Source organism: Dickeya chrysanthemi NCPPB 402, assembly GCF_000406105.1.
In the GTDB taxonomy this organism is placed as follows: Bacteria; Pseudomonadota; Gammaproteobacteria; order Enterobacterales; family Enterobacteriaceae; genus Dickeya; species Dickeya chrysanthemi.
Genome location: NZ_CM001974.1, coordinates 2,962,282 through 2,986,020, shown reverse-complemented (window position 1 = coordinate 2,986,020; position 23,739 = coordinate 2,962,282). Strand labels below are relative to the sequence as shown.

The window sequence follows — 23,739 nt, the reverse complement described above, 5'->3', positions numbered from 1 at the left end:
AACACCGTGTGCAGCGACCGGGTAACGGCGTCAGATAAGGCAATTGGAGGCTTGAACGTGACGAAGCAGAATAACGACAATAAAGAGGCTGCGGTATTAACGGTGATACAGGATGAGGTGGCTAATAACGCATCCTGGGCTAATGATCTTTTTTCGGTTTACGAAAAAGAAGCCGTGGCGATTATCGGCGTAGGCGGCTTTTTTCCCGGCTCTGATTCTATCGAAGATTTTTGCCGGAAGCTGGATCAACAAGAGTCGCTGTTTTCTCTCGTGCCGAAGAATCATTTTCCGGGGCCGGAGATGCAAACCCGGTATGGGGCATTTCTGAATGATATCGCCGGATTCGATCCTGAGCTGTTCAATATGGGGCCGATGGAAGCCGAATATATGGACCCCCGGACCCGCTTATTGTTGATGTCCGCCTGGCACACGCTGGAGGATGCCTGTTATTTGCCTCAGCAGTTACGGGAGGCGAAAGTCGATGTGTATATTGCTTCCGAAGGTGCTGCTTATACGCCTTTTCTCGCCAAAGCCGACCTGACCAGTTATTCCATCCTGGGCATGATGTCCTGGTCTTTGCCGAATTACCTCTCCCATGCTTTTCGTTTCAACGGTAAAAGCCTTTATATCGATACCGCCTGCTCCGGTGCGAGTGTTGCTTTGCATCAGGCGAAAGAGGCATTACTGCGCGGTGAAGCCGATTACGCGCTGGTGGGGGCGGCCAACCTTTTATTCGGCGATGCGCTGGCCGGTTCGTATTTAGGGCAAGAGTCTTTAGGGATTCTCGGCGGCGCGACGGCCTGTTTCCCTTTTCAGGCCAATGCGCAGGGCTTTTTGCCCGCCGAAGCCGCAGCGACCGTTTTGCTTAAACGCTTATCGCAGGCCATTGCCGATCAAGACAATATTCATGGGGTGATTTTAGGTTCGGATGTCAACCACACCGGAGGCTATGGCAGCCTGACGATGCCTTCAGCGGAATCGCAGGCGAAGGTGATGGTGAACGCATACCGCCAGGCCGGCATTGATGCGGATACCGTTACGTATGTCGAGGCTCACGGCGCGTCGTCGCTGCTGGCTGATGCCGAAGAAATTAAAGGGTTGAAACATGCCGATGCGCAACTCACGACGCAGGCGGAACCGTCAAAGAGAACCCCATGTAAAATCAGTACGCTCAAGCCTAATATGGGGCACGCTAACTCGGCTTCCGGGATGGTCGCGCTGGTTCGCGTACTGCATGCATTTAAAACGCGAAAGAAACCGGGGATTAAAGATTTTTCAGTCTGTAGCGACAAAATCAGGCTGGATGGCTCACGCTTTTATATCAATGACAGCACAGAAGAGTGGTCGCCCCTGCAGGATGAGCACGGCAGAGACATTCCCCGCCGGGCCGCGATGAATAACTTTGGCGCCGGAGGCGTCAATGCTCATTTGCTGCTGGAGGAATATCCCCGCGCCGCTGATGTTCCGGCACACGAGAATGCCGTTGACGAGGCAATGAAGCCGCAGGAGGGCGTCTATTTTCTGGCGCTGTCGGTCATGCATGAATGGCAGTGGATTCATTACGCTAAATCCATGCTGGCCTTTTTGCAGCAATCTCATGATATTCACCCCGCTGCGCTGGAATATTTCTATCTGACGGCAAGAAACAAGTTTGAGCGGCGGGTGGTGTTCCGTTACACCAGCATCGACAATTTACAGGAAAAACTGACTCAGTTTATTGCTGCAAATGGACAGAAATCGTACTACCTGAGAACCGGGCAACACGATGAAAATAAAGCCCTCGACATCTTTACCCGCCATAACCGATTGTCTGATTTGCTAAAAACGCTTAGCTGGGAAAATGACAAAAGTGTGCTGATGGAACTTTGGATCAGGGGTGTCGATGTCCCGCTGACCGAGTTCGCCGGGACAGCGGGTTTTAATAAGATCTCGTTGCCTCGCTATCCTTTCCACCTCGAGCCCTACTGGAGTCCCGCCGGGACCGCGGCATTATCGATGCCGGAGCCTCGTGAACAGCGGATGTGGCGAGAGATTCACCCGCTTGTGCAGCAAAACACGTCGGATTTCAGCATTCAGCGTTACCGCAGTTTTTTCAGCGGGCTCGAGTTCTTTCTGGCCGACCATATCGTTAAAGGGCAGAAGGTGTTGCCCGGGGTGGCCTATCTGGAATTGGCCAGAGCGGCGATAGCGGATGCGGCCGGCCATTCTCAGTCGGTGATGCTGAAAAATGTGAGTTGGTTGAGGCCGATGATCGTTCAGGAGGCAGGATTGCATGTGTCCGTCGACCTGCATCCTGAAGACAACGGTGATATCAGTTTTGAGATATACAGCGAGGAAACGCCTGCTGGCGGCACCGACCGCGTCACGCATTGCCGGGGCATGGCTCAGATGGCGGCGTCGCCTGATGGCGATGCGTCGCTTGCGACTCCGGCTACATCATCCATCGTCGATATCGCCGCGTTGCAGGCCCAGTGCACCGCCAGACATCTCGACAGCGCCGCGTGTTATCGCGCTTATAGCGCGATGGACATCCTGCATGGGCCGGCTTATCAAGGTGTGATATCGATTGATGAAGGCGCTAGTCAGGCTATTGCCAGAATTGTATTACCCGACTGTGTGGCGGATACCCGACATCAGTTTTTTTTGCATCCCAGTGTGATGGATTCAGCATTACAGATAGCGGCCGGCTTACTGGTGGATGCTGAACACCCTCAGTTTGCCTTGCCGTTTGCGTTGGAAAGTCTGGCGATGTCCCCTTGGGATACGGCGACGGCGTTGCCTGAGACTCTTTGGGTGTGGGCGCGTTTTACCCCCGGTTCATCGAAAACCGACCGAGTCAGAAAAATGGACTATGACTTATGCGATGAGCGCGGTTATGTCTGGGTCAGGCTCCGTGGTTTTTCATCCAGAGTGGTTGACGAGGCGACGAAAGGAACCGCGGCATCGACGATATCCGCCGATGCCGATACGCATTCAGTGATGCGGGCGGAGCCTGAAACCAATGAAACGACCGCCGCAGGGAAGGCGTTGGCGGACGCAGCCCCGACGACGAGTACAACGACAGGGGCGCTGCGAGACACGTTGATCCCGCTGATGCAAAAATCACTGGCAAGGCTACGTAAGCTGGAGCCGGGTAAGATCAGTCTTAATACTGAGCTGTCGCAGTTTGGTCTGGACTCGATTTTGCTGACGGAGTTTAGCAACCAGTTGAATCGCCAATATCATCTGTCGCTGACGCCAACGGTATTTTTTGAATACCCGACTTTGGGCGAGTTTGTTGATTATCTGGCGGCGACGCACCCGGCGGCATTCACAACGCTGCATCCGGAGCATCCATCACGTTTGCCGTCGGCGTTAACCACGGTATCAACGCCGACCAGGGCCGCAGAGCCGGCGGCGATAGATGAACGCACCTTAAACGCTGTCCCTGCTCAGCGTGACGTTCCCCAACGCGCAACATTCCGCTCCCCGGGGCGTGTAAATCCGGTTTTACCATCGCTACCGTCTGATAAAAACACATCCGCTATAAAAACAACCGCTCCTGCCAGTGAGCCGATAGCGATTGTCGGCATGAGCGGTCGTTTCCCGATGGCCCGGGATTTAGACGCCTTTTGGGACAATCTGGTCAGCGGAAAAGATTGTATTCAGGAGATCCCGAAACAGCGGTGGGACTGGCAGGCGTTGTATGGCGATCCGGTTCGCGAAGTCAATAAATCCAATGTGAAATGGGGAGGATTCATTGAGGGTGTTGATGAATTCGATCCGCTGTTTTTTGGGATTTCGCCGAAAGAAGCCGAGTTGATGGACCCTCAGCAACGGTTGCTGATGACTTACATATGGAGTGCCATTGAAGACGCCGGTTACAGTGCCGGTGAAATTTCCGGCACCGAGACGGCGATTTTCGTGGGAACCGGCATGAGCGGTTACGGCGCGCTGCTCAGTGAAGCCCGGCTGCCGATTGAAGGTTATTCCCTGACCGGGATCGTTCCGTCGGTCGGACCGAACCGAATGAGCTTTTTCCTGAATATCCACGGCCCCAGCGAGCCGATAGAAACGGCATGTTCGTCATCCCTGATTGCGATTCACCGGGCTGTTCAGTCCATCGCCGCCGGCGAATGTGAGCAAGCTATTGTCGGTGGCGTGAACACGCTGGTGACTCCCGATGGTTATATCAGCTTTAGCAAAGCCGGCATGTTGTGCCAGGACGGTCGTTGCAAAACCTTCTCCAGTGCGGCCAACGGGTATGTTCGCGGGGAAGGGGTCGGGATGCTCTTTCTTCGCAAGCTCAGTGTTGCAGAAGCCGCAGGCGATCACATTTATGGTGTGATCCGGGCCAGTGCTGAAAACCACGGCGGCCGAGCCAACTCATTAACCGCGCCGAATCCGAGAGCGCAAACGGCCTTGTTGAAGCGAGCCTACACCGACGCCGGGATCGATCCGCGCAGCGTCGGATACATTGAGGCCCACGGTACCGGGACGCCGCTTGGCGACCCGATAGAAATTGATGGGCTGAAAAGCGCGTTTCAGGATCTCTATCGTCACACGCCAGCCACGACGACGCTGGAAAACTCGCCGCAACATTGCGGTCTGGGATCGGTTAAGACGAATGTCGGCCACCTGGAGATGGCCGCCGGTATTGCCGGGGTCATTAAAGTCTTACTGCAGTTTCAGCATAAAACGCTGGTGAAAAGCCTGCATTCTGAACAACTTAATCCTTACATCCGGCTGGACGATTCCCCGTTTTATGTGGTGCAGGAGAACCGGCCCTGGGCCGCGCCTGTGGACAGCCAGGGGCAGGCGCTGCCTCGCCGGGCCGGCGTCAGTTCTTTCGGTTTTGGCGGTGCCAATGCGCACGTCGTGCTCGAGGAGTATACCGGAGGACAGAACGCGCCGGATGTCGGCCGGCAGGCAGGGAAACCGGAAGCCGTCATGGTCATACTGTCGGCAAAAAATGCGGATCGTCTGATGGCGGCAGCGGGAAATCTTTTGGCCCGGATTACGGCGGAAAATAAACCACAACCGGCACTGAGCGAACTGGCTTATACCCTGCAAGTCGGGCGGGACGCGATGGAACAGCGTCTGGGGATCCTTACCTCGTCTATTGATTTTCTGGCTGAAAAGCTGAGGGAATTTCTGGCGGGAGAAGACATCATTGATGATTTATTTCTCGGTAATATCAGGCAAAACAAAGAAATACTGGACATATTCGCAACCGATGAAGACATGATATCCACGCTTGATCAGTGGTTCCATAAACGTAAATACGCCAGAATTCTGGCGTTATGGGTCAAGGGAATGCCGGTTGACTGGTATCGGTTATACCCGCAATCGCGCCCAAAAAGAATCAGCCTGCCGACTTACCCGTTCGCCACCGACCGATACTGGATCGGCAATCCCCACCATGCCGCGATGACCGCGCCGCCTGATGCCACGATAGACGCTCCAGCCACGCCGCGAGCTCTCGCTGAGGTACCGGCCATCAACCGGGCTGATGAGTACTTCAGCTATGTTGCGCGGTGGGAATCGGATGAAAGCCCTCACGTCAGAACCGCGGCGACGGGCAGGGCGGATAACGTGCTGGTGGTCGGGAGCCGACAGGAAAACGAACTGGAAGATGCGTTAGTCGCTAAACTGGCCGGTCAGTCCGGGCGCCTGCTGCGTCTCTCGCTGAGCAGCCAGACCGGTCAAAGCCAGGCCGGTCAAAAAGTGTATCGGGTCGGGCCGGATCACTGGGGATGTGATATTGAGGATGCAAACGCGATCCACGATTGTCTGGATGAGATAGGCGCGGTACAGCAGGTCTTTTTTATTGCCGCCGCCGTCGGGCCGTCGCTGGCCGACGCGCAAGCGATCACGGATAGCCTGAAACAGAACGAGCTGCAACTGCTGCGTCTGGTGAAGTCGCTACAACAGCGGTCGGCAAAAGAGACCACGATAGACTTTACCGTGGTAACGCAGGATAACCATCCCTCTTCTTCCCGGGAAATTCGTTATCACGGTGCCGGAGTCAGCGGGCTGGCTTACTCGGTTGCGCAGGGGGACCACCGTTTCAGAGTCAGAAATCTGGATGTGTCCAGCCGCGATTTACAGACGCCGGAGCGGCGAGAAAAACTGATGCAGCAGATCGTCGGCGAGCGGATGAGCGAGCGGGGCGAACAGATTCGGTTGCTCAGTGGACGCCGCTACCGGCAGACCTTCTTTCGCCTGGACTCGCAGAGTTTCAGTAATGAGAATGGCGTCAAGCATGGCGGCGTCTACCTGATTCTGGGAGGCAGCGGCACTGTTGGCCGTGTGGTGAGCCGGCAGTTGCTGGAGCATTATCAGGCAACGGTTATCTGGCTGGGGCGCCAGCCGGCGTCCAGTCCCGCCGTTCAGAACGCGTTGGCGGCGGTGGCAACCGCCGGTATCCGGCCGGATTATGTTCAGGCAGATGCAACGGACCCCGCCTCTTTGCAGGCGGCGATGGCTCAGATCAAGCAGCAATATTCCCGCATTAACGGCGCAATATTCGCCGGTCTGGTCTTTGATGCCGAAAATGCCGTCAGCCAGACAACAGAAGAGACATTCTGGCGGATACTTCAGGTCAAGGCGTCGGGGAGTTTTAATTTCTACCAGGCGCTTCGGCACGAAGCACTGGATTTTCTGGTCTATTTCTCCTCCTGCCAGGCTTTCTCTTTCTCGGGTGCCGCGACGCTATCGGCTTATGCCGCAGGGATTACTTTCTCTGATACGTTGGTGCGGGCTTTACAGCATTACGCCGATTTTCCCGTAGGGATTATCAATTGGGGATTCTGGCAAGCTTCTCTTGCCGGGTTACCCGCCAGTCAAAGCATTTCTGCTCTGAGCGATGCAGAGGGTTTTGCCTGTTTTGAACGTTTTGTCACGTTGTTACAGCAAGGACGCCTGCAACAACTGGTGTGCCTGAATGCTTCTGCACCGGTACAGCAACTGATGAACCTGCATCCGCAGGAGTCCATTCTGTTGAGCCATCAACGCCAATCATCATCCACGCCATCTTCATCGGATAAACGCAGCAGGAGGCTGACCAATGCATAATATCTCTGACAATCAATGGGATGAAGAGGCCGACGCACTGCTGCAATCCCATCATCCTGATGCCATTAATCAGTGGTTGGTGAAACTGCTTTATGTACAGCTTGACGGGCTTGGCGTTTTTTCGGCGTCGCTGGATGCCGCGGATTTTTCTTCGCTTGCCGGCCGTATTGGGCTGGAACATCAGTTCCGCGCCTGGTGGGCGGAGTCAATGGCGCAGTTAGGCGAGGCGGGATATCTAACCCGGCAGGGCGAGGCGTTGATTCGCCGACAGCCGTCGGCGGAGTCGCCGGAGGCGGTATGGCAGGCGTGGGAGGCCTATCGTGACCGTTATCGTCATGATCTCGCCCGTATGACGCAGATGAACCTTGTCGAGAGCTGCCTGCGCCATTTGCCCCAGATTCTGACGGGGCAGGTGCAGGCAACGGAAGTGCTGTTCCCCAATGCCTCGATGGAGAAAGTCGAAGGGATTTATAAAAATAATCCGGTCTCTGATTTTTTTAATCGGGTGTTGACGGCTACGGTGAGCGACTACGTGCATGAAGTCTTGCAGTTTGATCATGATGCGTCGTTGCGCCTGGTTGAAATCGGTGCCGGTACCGGTGGAACCACGGCCATGGTTTTGCCCGAGCTGATGAAATATCGGCACAATATTCAGGAATATCTGTATACGGATCTCTCTCAGGCGTTTTTGATGCACGCCCGCCGTCACTATGGTCCGACGTGCCCGTTTCTTGGCTATGCATTGTGGGACATTGAACAACCGCTGGCGACACAGCCGATTGCGCAGGGATCGTTTGACGTGGCGATTGCGACGAATGTACTGCACGCCACCCAAGATATTCGGACCACGCTGCGGCATTGCAAAGCGGCCCTGCGCCGCGGGGGAATGGTGGTCATTAATGAGCTGAGCGATAAGTCTGTTTTTACTCATTTAACGTTCGGGTTACTCAAAGGATGGTGGTTACATCAGGACACGGCGTTACGCATCGTCGGTAGCCCGGCCATCGCGCCTGAAACCTGGCGGGAGATACTGGAAGAAGAAGGGTTCTTGGCGGTTGAGTTCCCGGCGCAACGTGCACATGCACTGGGGCAAACCGTTATTGTCGCCAGAAGCGACGGAATGATTCGCCAGCCAAGGCAACCCGCCGTGCAGCCGCAGCCGGCAGAGGCGTCGCCAGCGGTTGCGTTGGTTACGCGTTCATCGGCGGCGGCCACGCTCACGGCACCGATAACCGACGATCACGTCACCGACGAGCACATTGCAGAACATGTCCATAATGCCATCGTGTCTGCTTTGGCGCAGGAGGTTAATCTGTCGGCTGCGCAAATCGATGCGGACATCGCTTTTTCCGAATACGGAATCGATTCTATTTTAAGTGTCAACTTTGTAAATAAAATCAATGAAATACTCGGCATTCACCTGAATCCCGCCATCCTGTATGACTACAGCTCGGCCACCGCGTTGAGCCGCCATATCGTCCTTACTGCGCCGCGTGACGTGCTTTCTGTCGGTGCGCGCGAGACGCTGTCTGCCGCCCCGGCCCGCCAGGCGTATGACGCCGGGCGAGCCAATACGCATGATGAAACTGTACATGATGAAACTGCACATAATGAAACGACACATAATGAAACTGCACATAATGAAACTACGCGGGAATCTATCACGCGCCGTGTCATCAAGGCGTTAGCCCGTTCAGTTAATTTACCGCCTGAGCAGATTGATGAGCAGCGGGCGTTTTCCGATTTTGGTATTGATTCGATTCTTAGCGTTAACTTTATCAATCAGGTCAACCAATCGCTGGGGGTCACGCTAAATCCGGCGTTGCTCTATGATTATTCGACGGTCGAAACATTAAGTGCGCATATCGCGCTGACCTGTGCCGAGCAGAGCGTTATCCCGCAGGCGTCGTCTCCATCACGGCAACCCACGTCGCCACAGTGGCAAGCGCCACCCCAGCAGGAACCCACGCCGTCGCCGTCGGCGACCTCCCCGTCTGCGAACTCCCCGTCTGCCGCACAGCCGATGCCCCACCAGGATTCAGGGCTAACGCCAGAGAGACAACCGGCCGAGCCGGTGGCGATTGCCGTGATTGGACTGTCGGGGCAATTTCCCGGCGCCGAGAATACCCAGCGTTTCTGGGAGAACCTGATTGCCAACCGCTCAGGAATAGAAGAGTTACCTGAGGATTATCTGGATCAAGCCAGATATTTTGTCGAGACGAACAGCAGCGATACAGGCGCAAAAGACGCAACGCAGAGCGGAAAAACCTATTGCAAATGGGGCGGGATCGTCAAAGACCGATACTGTTTTGACGCGACCTTCTTCCGGATTACCGAGCAGGATGCGTTGTCGATGAGCCCGCATCAGCGCCTGATATTGCAGGAAAGCTGGAAAGCACTGGAAGACGCGGGCTATAACCCCAAAGCGCTGGCCGGTAGTCATACGGGCGTTTTTATCGGCGCTGAACCATCGAATTATCATCATGGCTCTTTTGTCGGGTCGTCTGAGGCGATTATTGCATCACGTGTGTCTTACTTTCTGGATATGAAAGGCCCGGCATTGGTGGTGAATACCGGTTGTTCCTCTTCTGCGGTGGCGATACATCTGGCGTGTGAAAGCCTGCGTCGTGGTGAAACCGATCTGGCGCTGGCCGGCGGTGTCTTCGCCGCATTGGATGCCGGCGCGTTGGCCAGTTTGTCCGGTATCGGCATGTTGTCTCACCGCGCAGAGTGCCCGGTTTTTGAGCAGATGGCCGACGGTATGCTGCTCTCGGAAGGGGTCGGGATCGTTGCATTGAAACGTCTGGATCAGGCCATCGCGCAGGGGGATCCTATCCACGGAGTGATTCGTGCTTCCGGTATCAATCAGGATGGGGCGAGTAACGGTATTACCGCGCCGAGCGGTACGGCTCAGCAACAATTACTGGAGCAGGTCTACCGGCAATATCACATCAATCCTGAAGAGATCAGTTACGTTGAAGCCCATGCCACCGGCGGTAAATTGGGCGATACCATTGAGGTCAATGCCCTGGCGCGAACATTTAAGGCGTTAACCGACAAACGACATTACTGTGCTTTGGGCAGCGTGAAATCGCATATCGGCCATACTTCGGCGGCATCCGGGGTGATCGGCCTCATCAAGATATTGTTGTCGATGCGTCATGGTCAGCTACCGGGTTTAAGGCATTATCAGCAGGCAAATCCGCTATTTGAGCTGCAGGATTCCGCTTTTTACATTCAAAACGCGACGTCGGCCTGGAAAAGCCATGCCGGCAGACCACGGCTGGCGGCCCTGAACTCTTTCGGTCACAGCGGCACCAATGCCCATTTGGTTATCGAAGAGTATTTACCGCAGCAGGTTGCGGTTGCTGAGCCCGCTACCGCCGGGTGGATCATTCCGTTATCGGCGAAAACGACGCAAAGTCTGCACGCTCAGATTCAGGCGCTGAGCCGCTATCTTGCAGACGCTGAGCGACCTGATGATGGCTTGTCCTTCATCCAGTCAATGGCCTATACGTTGCAGGTTGGACGGGAAGCGATGCCGGAACGCTTTTTCCTGATTGCGACGGACAAGCACGACTGCTGGCAGCAGTTACAGGCATTCTGCCGTCAGCCTGTCGCGCCGAGTCACGCTTTCGGTCAGGCTCCGGCGGCGGGGAAAAAACAACCGCCTCTGACTGCCGCTGCTTATCAACACCGTGGTCTGCATCAACTCTCCCGACCGGAACTGGAGGCGATTGGGCTCGCCTGGCTACAGGGTAAACCGGTTGACTGGCAAAGTTTCTATCCGCAGCCGCCAACGCGAATTCATCTGCCCGGTTATGTCTTTGCGAAAGACGTTTTTCGGGCGCAATTACCGGCATCAGCAACCCGCACGGCTGAAAACATCGCTGCTGACGGCAACCGCATTGGCGAAGGGCGTTATCCTATCGGTCGTGCCGGGTTTTTCGCGGAAAATCATCCGTGGAGTCAACCGTTTAACCACCATCATCGCATTTTGCGTAACCATCAGGCCTTCGGCCAATCGCTGTTGCCCGGACTGGCGTATATCGATCTGCTCTTTCAGTTTTTCCATCGGCAGGGGATGGATTACCGGCAACTGGAAATGCGGAACCTCACCATTCATTACCCTTTTACCATCGGTGATGACTATGGCGTGGAGGCACAAATCAGCTGCCAAAAGCAGGCGCAAGGATACTGGCAGTTGAAAGTGGAAGGCAGTGAAGTGTCGGATGAACACTCGCCGTCCGGAGTGAAGTTGTATATGAGTGCGGAAATGCACCCGGTTGCGGCGTCGGTATTTCATGAAACACTCGATCTTGACGCGCTGAAAAAGGCGGCGGTCAGTCAGCTCCGGTTACAGGATGCGTATGCGGAATTTGGTGGCGATGACATCCGCCACCGCGGGCCGATGGTCGGTGACGGCGTTATCTATCACCTGCCTTCGGCGAATCTGATTGATATTGCCGTTCCTGACGATGCGCTGTTTGGTGCGGAACAGTATCTGTTTCACCCGGTTTTGATTGACGGGAGCGCTATCGGGTCAGGGGATCTGTTTCTGGAACAAAACCACCAGCAAGATATCTTTTTACCGCTTTATTATGAGTCCTTCCGCGCATCAGAACCGTTGTCAGGGCGTTGTATTACCCGCGTCAGCCGTGACTCGCTCAAGCAAACCAGCCAACTCTCTTACCTGACCATGGAGTTTTTTAAGCCAGGCGGTGAAAAGATCGGCGAATTGAAAAATTTCACCTGTAAGCGCGTGCGCGATCCCGCGGCGATCAACGCATCGCGAACCCCGGCGGCGCCAACCCAGGCTGGTGAACCCATCGCGGCGTCCGTCAAACCGGTTGCGCCGATGAAACATGACGCCGGACCTGTGGCGTCAGCGGCTTCGGCTATCGCGGCGAGTGAGAATGCCTCGGCATTGGAACAGGCTGAGAATACGGTGAAAAAGATACTGGCCGAGACGCTGGCGAAAAGTACGACGGAAATCGAGAGCGATATCGGTTATTACGAGTTGGGGTTGGATTCGGCGGGGCTGTTGCAAATGGTGCAGTCACTGGAACAGTCGCTCAAGGTTAAGTTGAATCCGACGTTGCTGTTTGAATATGCCACGGTCGGCGCACTGGCGGAGTATTTGCTGGAGCGCTACCCGGACTCATTCGGTGCGCCTGCCGACGTCGCGACCGATATCGCCGTCGCCGCCGGGCAGGATGAGGCGCATCGGGTGGCATCGGAAACGTTATCGGATGCGGGTGGCGTGTCCGCCGGCGTTACTCAGGCCGGTACGGCGCAGATCAACGCCAGTCAGTCGGCTTCTCATGCCGCTTCGAGCAGCCAGACGGCATCGGAAAGCGAAGATATTGCCGTGATCGGCATGTCGGGCCGTTATCCCGGTGCGAAACAGATGGCGGAGTTTTGGGATAATCTCAAAGCCGGTAAAGATTGCGTCACCGAAATTCCGCATTCGAGATGGCAGAAAAGCGTACTGGATGGCATTACGTCGCCGTCAGGTCGGCCGATTCCTCAATGGGGCGGATTTATTGAGGATGTGGACTGTTTTGATGCCCAGTTTTTCCGGGTCTCCCCCAGAGAAGCACAGTGGCTTGATCCTCAGGAACGGTTATTTCTGGAAACCTGCTGGGCGGCAATCGAAGATGCGGGCTACACCCCGGAAACGCTGGTCGCAGAACAGGGACCGAGCAAGCGTCGCGATGTCGGGGTTTTTGTTGGGGTCATGCACAATGATTACGCCTTGATCGCATCTGAAATCGTCAATCGTGGTCAGATAGTGCCGCTGTCAATGAATTATGCCCCGATTGCTAACCGGGTATCGTACTTCTGCGGCTTTCATGGCCCTTCTTTTGCCGTAGATACGGTGTGTTCTTCCTCTCTGACCGCGTTGCATCTGGCTCTGGAAAGCGTGCACCGAGGAGAAAGTAAAGTTGCCTTAGCCGGCGGGGTAAACCTGTCGTTACATCCCTATAAGTATATGACTTATGGGCTGGCGGACATGTATTCCACGGATGGTCGTTGCCGAACGTTCGGCGACGGCGGCAATGGCTTTGTCTCCGGCGAAGGGGTCGGAGCGGTGTTGCTCAAACCGTTGTCGCAGGCGATCAAAGATCAGGACAATATTTATGCGGTGATCAAGGGCAGCGCCATCAACCACGTCGGGCAGGTGAGCGGAATTACGGTGCCAAGCCCGGTTGCGCAGGCCGATTTGATGTTGCGCTGTTACGAAAAAACCGGGATTGATCCACGCACCATCAGTTATATCGAAGCGCACGGCACCGGCACGGCATTGGGTGATCCGATCGAAGTTCAGGGTCTGGTGAAGGCCTTCAGGCAATACACGAAAGACAACCAGTTTTGCGCGATCGGGTCGGTCAAATCGAACATCGGCCATGCCGAGTCGGCGGCCGGCATCAGCGGGTTAAGTAAAGTTATTCTCCAGTTGCATCATAAGACGCTGGTTCCGTCGCTGTTGCATGCCGAGCAGGTTAACCCTTATCTGGAACTGGAGCATTCACCTTTCTATATCCAGCGTGAAACCCAGCACTGGGAGCAACCTACGGTCAATCACGACGGTGAACAGATCACCGTTCCGCGGCGGGCGGGGATCAGCTCGTTTGGCGCTACCGGATCGAATGCCCATGTGATCGTCGAAGAATTTCTGCCGCCGAACGTCAGGCAGGCGGGTAACCGCCAGCAACAGAATACGCCGCTGATTGTTCCGTTATCAGCGAAAACGGAAGAGCGGCTTCAGGAGATGGCCAGAAATCTGGCGCAGTTTCTGGCGATGCATCCGGATATTGACGGCATTCACCCTGCTGATCTGGCTTTCACGCTGCAAGTTGGACGGCGGACGCTGGAGGAACGGGTGGTTTTTGTCGTGCAGGATCTCAGCGAGTTGCAGAACAAACTGACTGCGTTTGCCGACGATGACGCCTTACCGGAGCGCTGCTGGCGAGGCGCCGGTAGCGGTGCTAAGGAAACCGGCCGGGATACCGGGTTTATGTCGGCTGAGGATAGCCGCACACTGCTTCAGCGCTGGGTGGAACAACGCGCTTTTCACAAAATAGCCCGATTCTGGGTGGAAGGCTTCCACGTGGACTGGTATTCGCTCTATTCGATAGAAACGCCGCGCCGCATCAGCCTGCCGGGTTATCCGTTCGCCCGGGAGCGGCATTGGCTTGAGGCGCCGGATGATCTGGGGCGGATCGGCCGGAATGCATCATCTGGCGAGACATCGCCCCAGGCGGTATCGACGCAGGAATCAGCACCGCAGGAAGAACGCGAAGCACTGATGCTGTTTACCGAATCCTGGCAGAAGATGCCCCATCCGGCCGCATCCTCGCAGGACCCTCGATTTAACACCGTGATCTGCTTTTTGTCGGAACCGGAAAACCAGCGTTTGCTGCAATCGCAGATGGCGGTGCTGGCGCCACAGACGGAGATTGTGTTTGTCTCCCGGCATCCGCTGGCGGATGGGGTGAACGGCGTTCAACTGTCGCCCGGCGAAACGGAGCAGGAAAATACCGAAAGTTATCAACGCTGTTTTGCACAACTGAAATCCGCCCGGATAGAACCTCGGCACAGTGCAATTTTATACTTATGGCCACTGGAGGATCGTCGTCATCTACAAGATGCCGCTGCGCTGCACGCGTTGTTGTCGTCGATGGTGGCGGCGAATATGGCACCGGCGCGCTTATTGCTGGCCGGTGTGAGCAATCACTCACTGGAGCGCGCTTACCTGGAATCATGGATCGGCATCGAACGTTCCCTGACGCCGGCCTTACCCGGCACGCAATGCGCGGTTGCCATCAGCGTTGCGCCAGCGGTGGGTACGGCGGGAGCGACAACGGCTGTTACCGTGCAACCGGCCTTCAGCGAGCACTATATCGCAATGCTTTATCAGGAGTTGACGGGGCAACATTTCGACAGTGTCTGCTATGAAGGCGCGGAGCGATATGTCCTGAAGGTGCAGCCCAGCCCGGTCTCGTTGACGCATGAAACGACGTCGCAAGCGGCGATTAAACAGGGAGGAACCTACCTGATCACCGGTGGATTCGGTGGCCTGGGGCTGATTTTCGCCCGGTATCTGGCACAGCACTATTGCGCCAGACTGATTCTGACCGGGCGTTCTGCGATGGATGCTGAGCGCCAGGCGCTGGCCGAGGAACTGACTCGCCTGGGCGGGCAGGTACATTATATTCAGGCCGATGTCTGCGATGTCGGCACGATGCGTTTTAATCTGGTGCAGGCCAGACACGTGATGGGCCCGATCCTCGGTGTTATCCACGCGGCAGGTTTGGAAGCCAGCGAGCCGGTATTCGAGAAATCCCGCCGGGCGTTTGATGCCATCCTCCGCCCGAAAGTCGACGGAACGCAATTATTAGACGAACTGCTGATGCAGGATCCGTTGGATTTTGTCTGTTATTTCTCCTCCAGTGCTGCGTTATTAGGGGACTTTGGTTCTTGTGACTACGCCATGGGGAACCGTTTCCAGATGGGGTATGGCAAGCACCGCATGGCGCAGGTTCGGCAGGGTACGCTGCGTGGTAAGACGCTGGTGATTAACTGGCCCTTCTGGAAAGAGGGAAAAATGGGCGTTCGTGACAGGGATAGCACCGAGTTTTATCTCAGGTCCAGCGGTCAGCGAGCGCTGGAAAGCGACGAAGGGGTGCGAGTCTTTGAGCAATTGCTGCGGCAAAGTGAAGGTCAGCATCTGGTGATAGCGGGAAAACCCAGCCGTGTCGCCCGCTTTCTGAAGTTGGCCGCGCCTTTGGCTGACGAACGCAACGAACATCATCCGGTAAGCGGCAAGGCGGATATCGCCAATCAAGCGGCTATTCGTGCCACGGGGCAAAAACACCCTCAGGAGATGGCGTCGCGCTCCGGAGCGCTCAGTGTATCGCTGCCCGCCGATGTCACAGACCGGCGGACTGCAGTGAGCCACATTCTGAAAACGCAGATTAGCCGGTTACTGGGCACGCCGGTTGAACGTATCGGGTTGAATAGCAGTTTTGCTGATTTTGGCTTTGATTCGATTACGCTGGCGTCATTTTCCCGCGAGTTGAGTCACTATTTTGACGTTGAAATCACACCGGCGGTGCTGTTCGGTCACGCCTCGGTTAAGCGGCTGACGGAATATTTTTGTCGTGAACACGCACAGGCGTTGGATGCGCTGTTTTCGCGTCAGGCGTTGGCGGAGGCGAAAGCGAAAGCGGAGGTGAAAGCAAGCCACGTATCCTCGGTGGCAGACCATGAGCCATTGACCGCCGGGCAGGAAGAGGCTAATCCGGCCTTGGGCCACGACAGCGGGAAGACAAACACAACGACCGTGTTTCACCCGCCGGCTGTGGCGACGGCGAGTACGGTTGCCGGCGACGTCATGGATGAGCCCATCGCCGTGATCGGGATGAGCGGGCGTTTTCCGCAGGCGGATAGTATTGATGACTTCTGGGATACGTTGATTCAGGGAGAAAGCTGTATCGGCGAGATGTCCGGCGCGCGCTGGGATTGGCCGTCTGTCAGCGATAACCCGTCGTCGGGATCGCCAGACGGTCAGGGCAAGCATAACACGCTGCCGCAGTGGGGCGCGTTCATGACGGATATTATGCAGTTCGACGCCGCATTCTTTGATATTGCGCCGAAAGAAGCGATGGAGATGGATCCCAGACAGCGTCTCTTCCTGCAGGAGGCCTGGCACACATTTGAAGATGCCGGCTATATGGGGCAACGCATTCAGGGAATGTCCTGTGGGGTGTATGTCGGGGCGGAAGAGAGTGATTACGGCGCCATTGTTGGCGATCAGGGGTCGATAAATGGCAATCAGAATGCGACCCTGGCCGCGCGTATTTCTTATGCGCTCGATCTGAAAGGCCCGAATATGGCCCTTACAGCCGCGTGTGCATCGGGGCTGGTGGCTGTTCATCAGGCTTGTCAGGCGCTGCGTCAGGGGGATTGCGAGATGGCACTGGCCGGGGGAATCAACCTGTTGATGACGCCGTGGGTGTATCAGAGTATGCATCGGACGGGAATGCTGTCTCCCGACGGCAAAGCCAGCGTGTTTGATCAACGCGCCAACGGGTTGGTGCCGGGGGAAGCCGTGGCCGTGGTGTTACTCAAACCCTTGTCAAAAGCCAAAGCCGATGGCGATCGAATCTATGGGTGTATCAAAGCCAGCGGGGTGAACTACGATGGAAAAACCAATGGCATTACGGCACCGAACCCGGTTCGCCAGGCTGAACTCCTGAAAAATATTTATGACCGATACCGAATCGACCCGGGGAATATTCAATATGTGATTTCCCACAGTACCGGTTCTCAATTGGGCGACCCGATCGAGGTTCAGGCGCTCGCCGATGCCTTTGCCGGACGATGCAGCGATTCGCATCGCTGCGTTTTAGGCTCGATTAAGCCCGTCATCGGCCATACCTTCGCTGCGTCCGGCGTTGTGAGTCTGATAGCGATGCTCAAGGCTATGGCGCATCAGACGATTCCGGCAACCCAGGGATTTGAGACGTGTAACCGCTACATTAAATTAGAGCGGACTCCCTTTACGATTCAGCAGCAGAATCAACCCTGGTTGCGTCAGGGCCGGCAACCGAGGGTCGGCGCCATCAGCGCGACGGGGATCAGCGGTACTAATGCGCACGCGGTGATTGAGGAATACATTGCCGATGACCCCGAATCGTTCACCGGAACGGAAAGCTATTCGCCGGGAGAGGGTGCCCGGCGTCCGTTGGGCACCGCCGCCCGTCCGGCGATTGTTCCGCTATCGGCGAAAACCACTACCGCCCTGCAAGCCTATGCCCAGGCCCTGGGGCAATTTTTGCAGCGTTATCCGGCAACGCGACTTGATCAACTGGCCTATAGCCTGCAAACCGGGCGAGAGGCGATGACCCAACGCGTGGCTTTTGTGGTCTCCGATATCACGGAGTTGCGCGAAAAATTAGCGCTGTTTATTACCGCAACGGCGTCTCCCGGCGTGTATTACCTTGGCGAATCACCAGGCGATGATGCCGAATGGGCAAGAGAGCATACATGGGATGATGGATACGCGGCGGCACAGCGTGTGCAGCGTCAGGAGTGGATCGCATCGGAACAATGGCAGGAATTGGCGCGAGCCTGGGTTAATAACGACGTCGAGGTGGATTGGTTTGATTTATATCGTGGGGCCCCATTGCCGCAACGGATCAGTCTGCCGGGTTACCCGTTTCAGGGCCGGCGTTACTGGGCCACGCCGGCCCTGACCCCGACTTCGCTAACCGCGCAGGCTCGGGCGGACGGCGCATCTGTGGTTAGTGGCGAGAAAAAGGGCGTGACGCCGGAGGATGGCGCGAGGCGTCAAGGCGATACCGTGCCGCGTGAGGGCATCGTCCGTCAGCTTCGCGCCTTACTGATGCAAACCCTCTATTTTGAAGAGAGCGAAATTGAGAACCATCAACCGTTTACCGAATTGGGACTCAACTCAATCAACGCGGTTGGCTTTATTGACGCGGTGAATCGGGCGTTTGCGTCCAGGCTGACGATCAAGGCCATTTTTGACCACCCCACGATTGAGGCACTGTCGTTGTATCTTGATGACCCGATGCCGTCTTCGGTGCCCGGCTCAAAGGATAATACCGTTGCATCGGTGCCGGTGAGCGCGGGTGACGCACTTGTCCAGAAAGCGGCGAATGATTCGCTCAGGGCATCGGGTGAAACCGTCGCGGCATCGCAGGGCCGGCCTGCGGTTAATGCGTGGTTGAAACACTATCCGGAGTGTATTCCGCTGAGCGCGCGATTGCGTCAGGTCGGGATTACCGATCAACCGAAGCCCGAAAGTGCCCAGTTCTGGATTCATCCGCTCACCGGCTCGACCGGGCTATATCTGAAGATCGCCGACAATCTGGGCGATGAATATGCCATCTGGGGTATTCAGTCGCGCGGATTCCTTACCCGGTTCCAGCCGCTGGAAAGCATCGAAAGCATGGCGCGTTACTATATTGAAATCATTCAGGCTGCCGATGCGACCGGGCCGTACGCGCTGGCCGGTTATTCGATGGGCGGCATTATCGCCTATGAAATGGCCAGACAACTGCAACTGGCCGGCTATCGGGTATCGAGCCTGATTCTGTTAGAGCCGCCGTTTCCACAGCCGGACAATCATCCTGTCTCGTCACCATTCTGTTACCGCGACGCGCTGCTGATGAGTGCAAACTTCTTCTTGCATTACAGCCTGAGCGACGTGCTGGCATCCGGTCGAGTCAGGTTTGAAAGCATCGCCTACACCGAACAAGAATTACTGTGTGTGGATGCCGATGAACAACTGGCGTGGCTGGCTGAAGGGTGCCTAAAAAAAGGGGTAACGCAGCCGCTAGCGGTAGTGAAGGACAAAATTGAAAACATGGCGCAGATCCTGACGCGTAACCGCGAAGCCATGGCGGCTTATTCAGTAAACGCGTTACCGAATGCCCATGAGATTGACCTGCACTATATCACCATCACGTCATCACTCGATGACGGGTCACACCGCCGGGACAGGTTATCGGCACTGGCTGAGAATAATCGTCACGTGTTGGGTGACGCGTTGACCCATGATGAAAGCCATTGCCAGCGCTGGCTGCGTTATTTGCCGGGCGCTCAGGTATTTCGCACCCACGCCAGAGATCATTTTCATCTGTTGTCTGAACGCGAGAGCGTTGACATGATTTCTGAGCATTGTCGGGAGATTTATCAGCGCGGAGCGGCAGGGAACACCACGGCGCATGAACCGCGTCGCCGGGCCGAACCGCAGCAGAGCGAGGGCCGGAATTCCATCGCGATTATCGGCATGTCCGGGCAATTTCCCGGGGCGAAAACCCCCGACGACTTTTGGCACCGGCTTGAACAAGGTCAATCCGCGTTTACCACGCCGCCGGATAGCCGCGGGTGGTCGATAGCCCCGGCGAGTGAGGGCGAGTATGCCGGTTATGGCGGTTTTCTCTCAGATATTGAACACTTCGACCCGCTGTTTTTTCAGATATCGCCACACGAAGCATCCATGCTGGATCCCTGTGAGCGTCTGTTTTTACAGGAGAGCTGGAAAGCCATTGAAGATGCGGGGATTGTTCCTGAATCGTTGTCTGGCAAGCGTTGGGGCGTGTTTTGCGGCAGTGCCGGCGACTATTCGCTGCGTTTTGCCGAGGGCGAGCATTTTGCGCCGAATATTACCTTGTCTCAGGTTCCGGGGCGCGTCTCTTACACGCTGAATCTGACGGGGCCTTGCCAGACGGTCGAAGCGGGGTGCGCATCATCTCTGTTGGCTGTCGCACAGGCTTGCGATCAACTGGTGCTGGGGCAGTGTGAGGTGGCGATTGCCGGCGGAGCGATGATTTATTCCACGCCGAATATGTTGCGCAGTGCCTCTCGCCTTGGGTTGTTGTCTTCGTCCGATCGTGGCGGTGCATTTTCGGCACAGGCCGACGGCATGATGCCCGGCGAGTCCGTAGGGGTGGTGGTGCTAAAGCCATTGCAGCTGGCGCTGGCGGATGGCGACAGAATTCATGGTGTGATCGAAGCCTGGGGCAGTAATCACAACGGTAAAACCAATGGGATCATGGCGCCGAGCGCCGGTGCACAGGAAGCGCTGCTCTCTGATGTCTACCAACGGTTTGATATCCAGCCGGAGAGTATTACGTTGGTCGAAGCACATGCTACCGGGATGCCGGCGGCGGATGCCGCAGAAGTCGAGGCTCTGACAAACGTCTTTCGGCCGCATCGCCGGGAAGCGCGTTCAGGTCAGCCTGCACGCTGTGCGTTAGGGAGTGTTGAGAATAACGTCGGCCATGCTTTCCACAGTGCGGGGATGAACCATCTATTCAAGGTGTTGTTAGCGCTCAGGCATCGGAAAATTCCCGGAACGCCAAATACGCAAGACCGGGCCTCTTTGTTGGCGCACGATCAGAGTGCCTTTTATATCAACCCGGAAACCGTTCCCTGGCATGTGGAGCCCGGTGAGAAACGCCGGGCGGCGATCAGCTCGTTAGGGGCGACGGGGATCAATGTGCATATGGTTGTCGCGCAGCCTCATGAACACGAGGGGCAGCGTCAGGGGGCGCCGGAAACAATAGCCGGGCCTGGATCGCCACAAACAGGCGCATCGTCGGAGCATGGCGGTCAACAGCCGGTATGTATTGTGTTGTCTGGAAAAAGCCTCGGCGCGTTGCAGCAACGCTGTCGGGATCTGCAACAGAGTGTGCAGACCGGACAAACGTTGAATTTGAAACAACTGGCGGCAAACTTGTTGTTGCGCCGGAGTCATTTCTCCTATCGGTGCGCCTGTGTCGTTTCTGACGTCAACGCGTTGCACACGTTTCTGGCGCGGGTGATCGCCGGTGCGGCATTGATACCGCAGGACAACGGCTATCAGGGGAAAGTCGGCACTGGCCGTCAGGCACCGGCTGAGGGGGATTTGTCCGCCGCTGAACGGGTCCGCCAGGCCGTTCTGGCGCCGGCAGATAGCGATAATTTGCTGGCGCTGGCGCGGCTGTACGTCAGCGGCGTTGATTTTTTCTCGCCGGACTTCAACGCTGATACCCGAATCGAGGTCGCATTTTCTCCGGCGGAAAAATTCCCGTTATCGTTGCCGGGGTATCCTTTCGACAAACGTTGGTGTTGGTCCGGCACCGTGCAGAGTAACCCGGTCGGCGACGCTCCAGATTATACGGCGAAGCAACCCGCGCAAGTACAACAGGTCGCGCAACGACTGACGGGGATTTTGGCGGAGCTCGCGGGTTTGTCCGTCACGGAAATTGATCTGGATGAACCGGCAGCCAGCTACGGTATCGATTCACTGTTGGGGCTGCGTTTGTTAAACAGGATCAATGCCGCTTTCGCGACTGAGTTTGATGCTTACCTGCTAACGAAAGAATCGCTTCGGTCTGTTGCGGTGGAGATTGCCGCGCATGTTGCGGATAGCCCGCGCCATGTCGCGCACGCGGCATCGTCTTCAGCCGATGCCGAGGTATCAGCGCTTGTCTCTGGCAACTCAATAGCAGGGAGACGCCCGGCGTTTATTCAGTCGGTTTCGCTGGCGTTACCGTTGGCGGCGACCCCAACTGACGATCCGACGCTGGGGCGCGCCGAGTTAAGCCGGTTATTACAACAAGGCATCGGCGTCTGGAAAGATGCAACCGGCCTGCATTTTGAGTTTTACCAGCAGGTTCACCGTGCCGAAGAGGTGCTCGATCGCGTGCAGCGGCCTGCGTGCTTGTGGTCGTGTTTAGCCGAAGGCGTTCGCTACTATCCGGTCAGCCATATTCAGGCATTTATTCTGCATGAGACCGAGGTGAAAAAGCGGTCGACCTTTAATATCGGTCAGGGATTCTGGATTGAAATGCCGGTCGATCTGCCGTTGTTGAATCAGGCGTTGAACGAGATGGTGCGCCACCATGCCATTCTGAGAACCGGCGCTGAATGGGTCGGGCAACACTGGGTGCAGGTCGTTCACGACGAGGTAATACGGCAATGCCGGGAAATCTGTTGGCCCCATCTCTCTGACAAAGCGGCGTTTGAGCAAACCGTCGCCGGTTTTCAGAAAACGACCAATATGAAGCTGTTTCAGGCAGACCGGATGCCGATGTTTGAACTGTATCTTGTTCATAACGGCGCAGACCTGGGCGTGGTTTACTTTGTTACGCACCATTTCCATGCCGATGGGTTTACGTTATTCCTGTTTTTGCAGGAGCTGTATCACCGCTATCACGCTTTGTGCAACGGTACGCATTTTTCGTGCTCCGCACCGACAGCCGAATATGCACATTTTGCCTTGAGCCAGTTCGGCGAACATCAGGAGACGGCGACCCGATATTGGTTGAGCCAATTACATGATAAGCGGACGTCTTTTACGCTGCGGGATCAGCAGATTCACCGCCCGGAGGCAGACAACGCGCAGCCGGAAAAAGCAGGGGCCTATGATCTGAATATCTCTGATGAGAGGCTTGAGCGGTTGCAATTATCGAATCGTCGCCAAAATACCACGCTCACACAGCTGGTTACCTGTGCTCTTGCCGCGTTGGTGTATCGCATCACCGGGAAAAATATGCCGATCCAAATGGCATATAACCTCAGAGACCGCTATGAATTTGAATCCGTTTACGGTGACTTCTCTTCATCGCTTCCGCTGGTGCTAACGCTTCAGCCGCATTTTAGCTTACGGCAAGTCTGGCGCATCTATGACGACGCCGTATTACGGCTACAGAAATATAAACACGTTGATTTTGTTGCGCTGCACCAACAGCTTGCTCCTGAAGGGCAAGATGCGCACGACCATACGTTGTTAGGTAGCCTGGCGGTTGACAGTAATGACCGCGATACCTTCGTTGAGGTGACGGCGTTCGCCCACAAATTGCTGCCGATGGTGCTGGAAGACCGGGAAGCTGTCGCGCCACTGTGGGTGGGGTTATTGAAAACGCACGGCAAATTAAGTCTGCCGTTTATATATGACCGCCGTTATTTTTCACCGGAGGTGATCTCAATACTTGCCGATCACGTATTGGTCTTATTGGACCTGATGGTGGAACAGCCGGATCTGACCATTGACGACATTCCCGTTCCGGAAATACTGCTGGAACGTTTGTCGCCGGAAGATATATCGACCTTGACGGTGTTGGATGTTTAACATCCGGAAGTCTTAGGGAACGACAAAGC

General features: G+C 56.0%; 2 protein-coding genes. Both read left to right on the top strand.

Going from position 1 to position 23,739, the window contains the following annotated elements; translation table 11 throughout:
• Window positions 1-57: 57 nt before the first annotated feature.
• The gene (locus DCH402_RS13240) at window positions 58-7,056 is read left to right on the top strand and encodes a type I polyketide synthase (RefSeq protein ID WP_233276282.1); all 6,999 of its coding nucleotides are present in this window, start codon (window positions 58-60) and stop codon (window positions 7,054-7,056) included.
• A complete protein-coding gene (locus DCH402_RS13235) occupies window positions 7,049-23,710 on the top strand; it encodes an SDR family NAD(P)-dependent oxidoreductase (RefSeq protein WP_040001538.1) in 16,662 nt (5,553 codons plus the stop codon). The genes DCH402_RS13240 and DCH402_RS13235 overlap by 8 nt, the downstream gene beginning before the upstream one ends.
• Window positions 23,711-23,739 lie beyond the last annotated feature (29 nt).

Bases quoted from the DNA above. Each gene is read 5' to 3' on its own strand.
- DCH402_RS13235 (WP_040001538.1), top strand. From the start codon at position 7,049: ATGCATAATATCTCTGACAATCAATGGGATGAAGAGGCCGACGCACTG.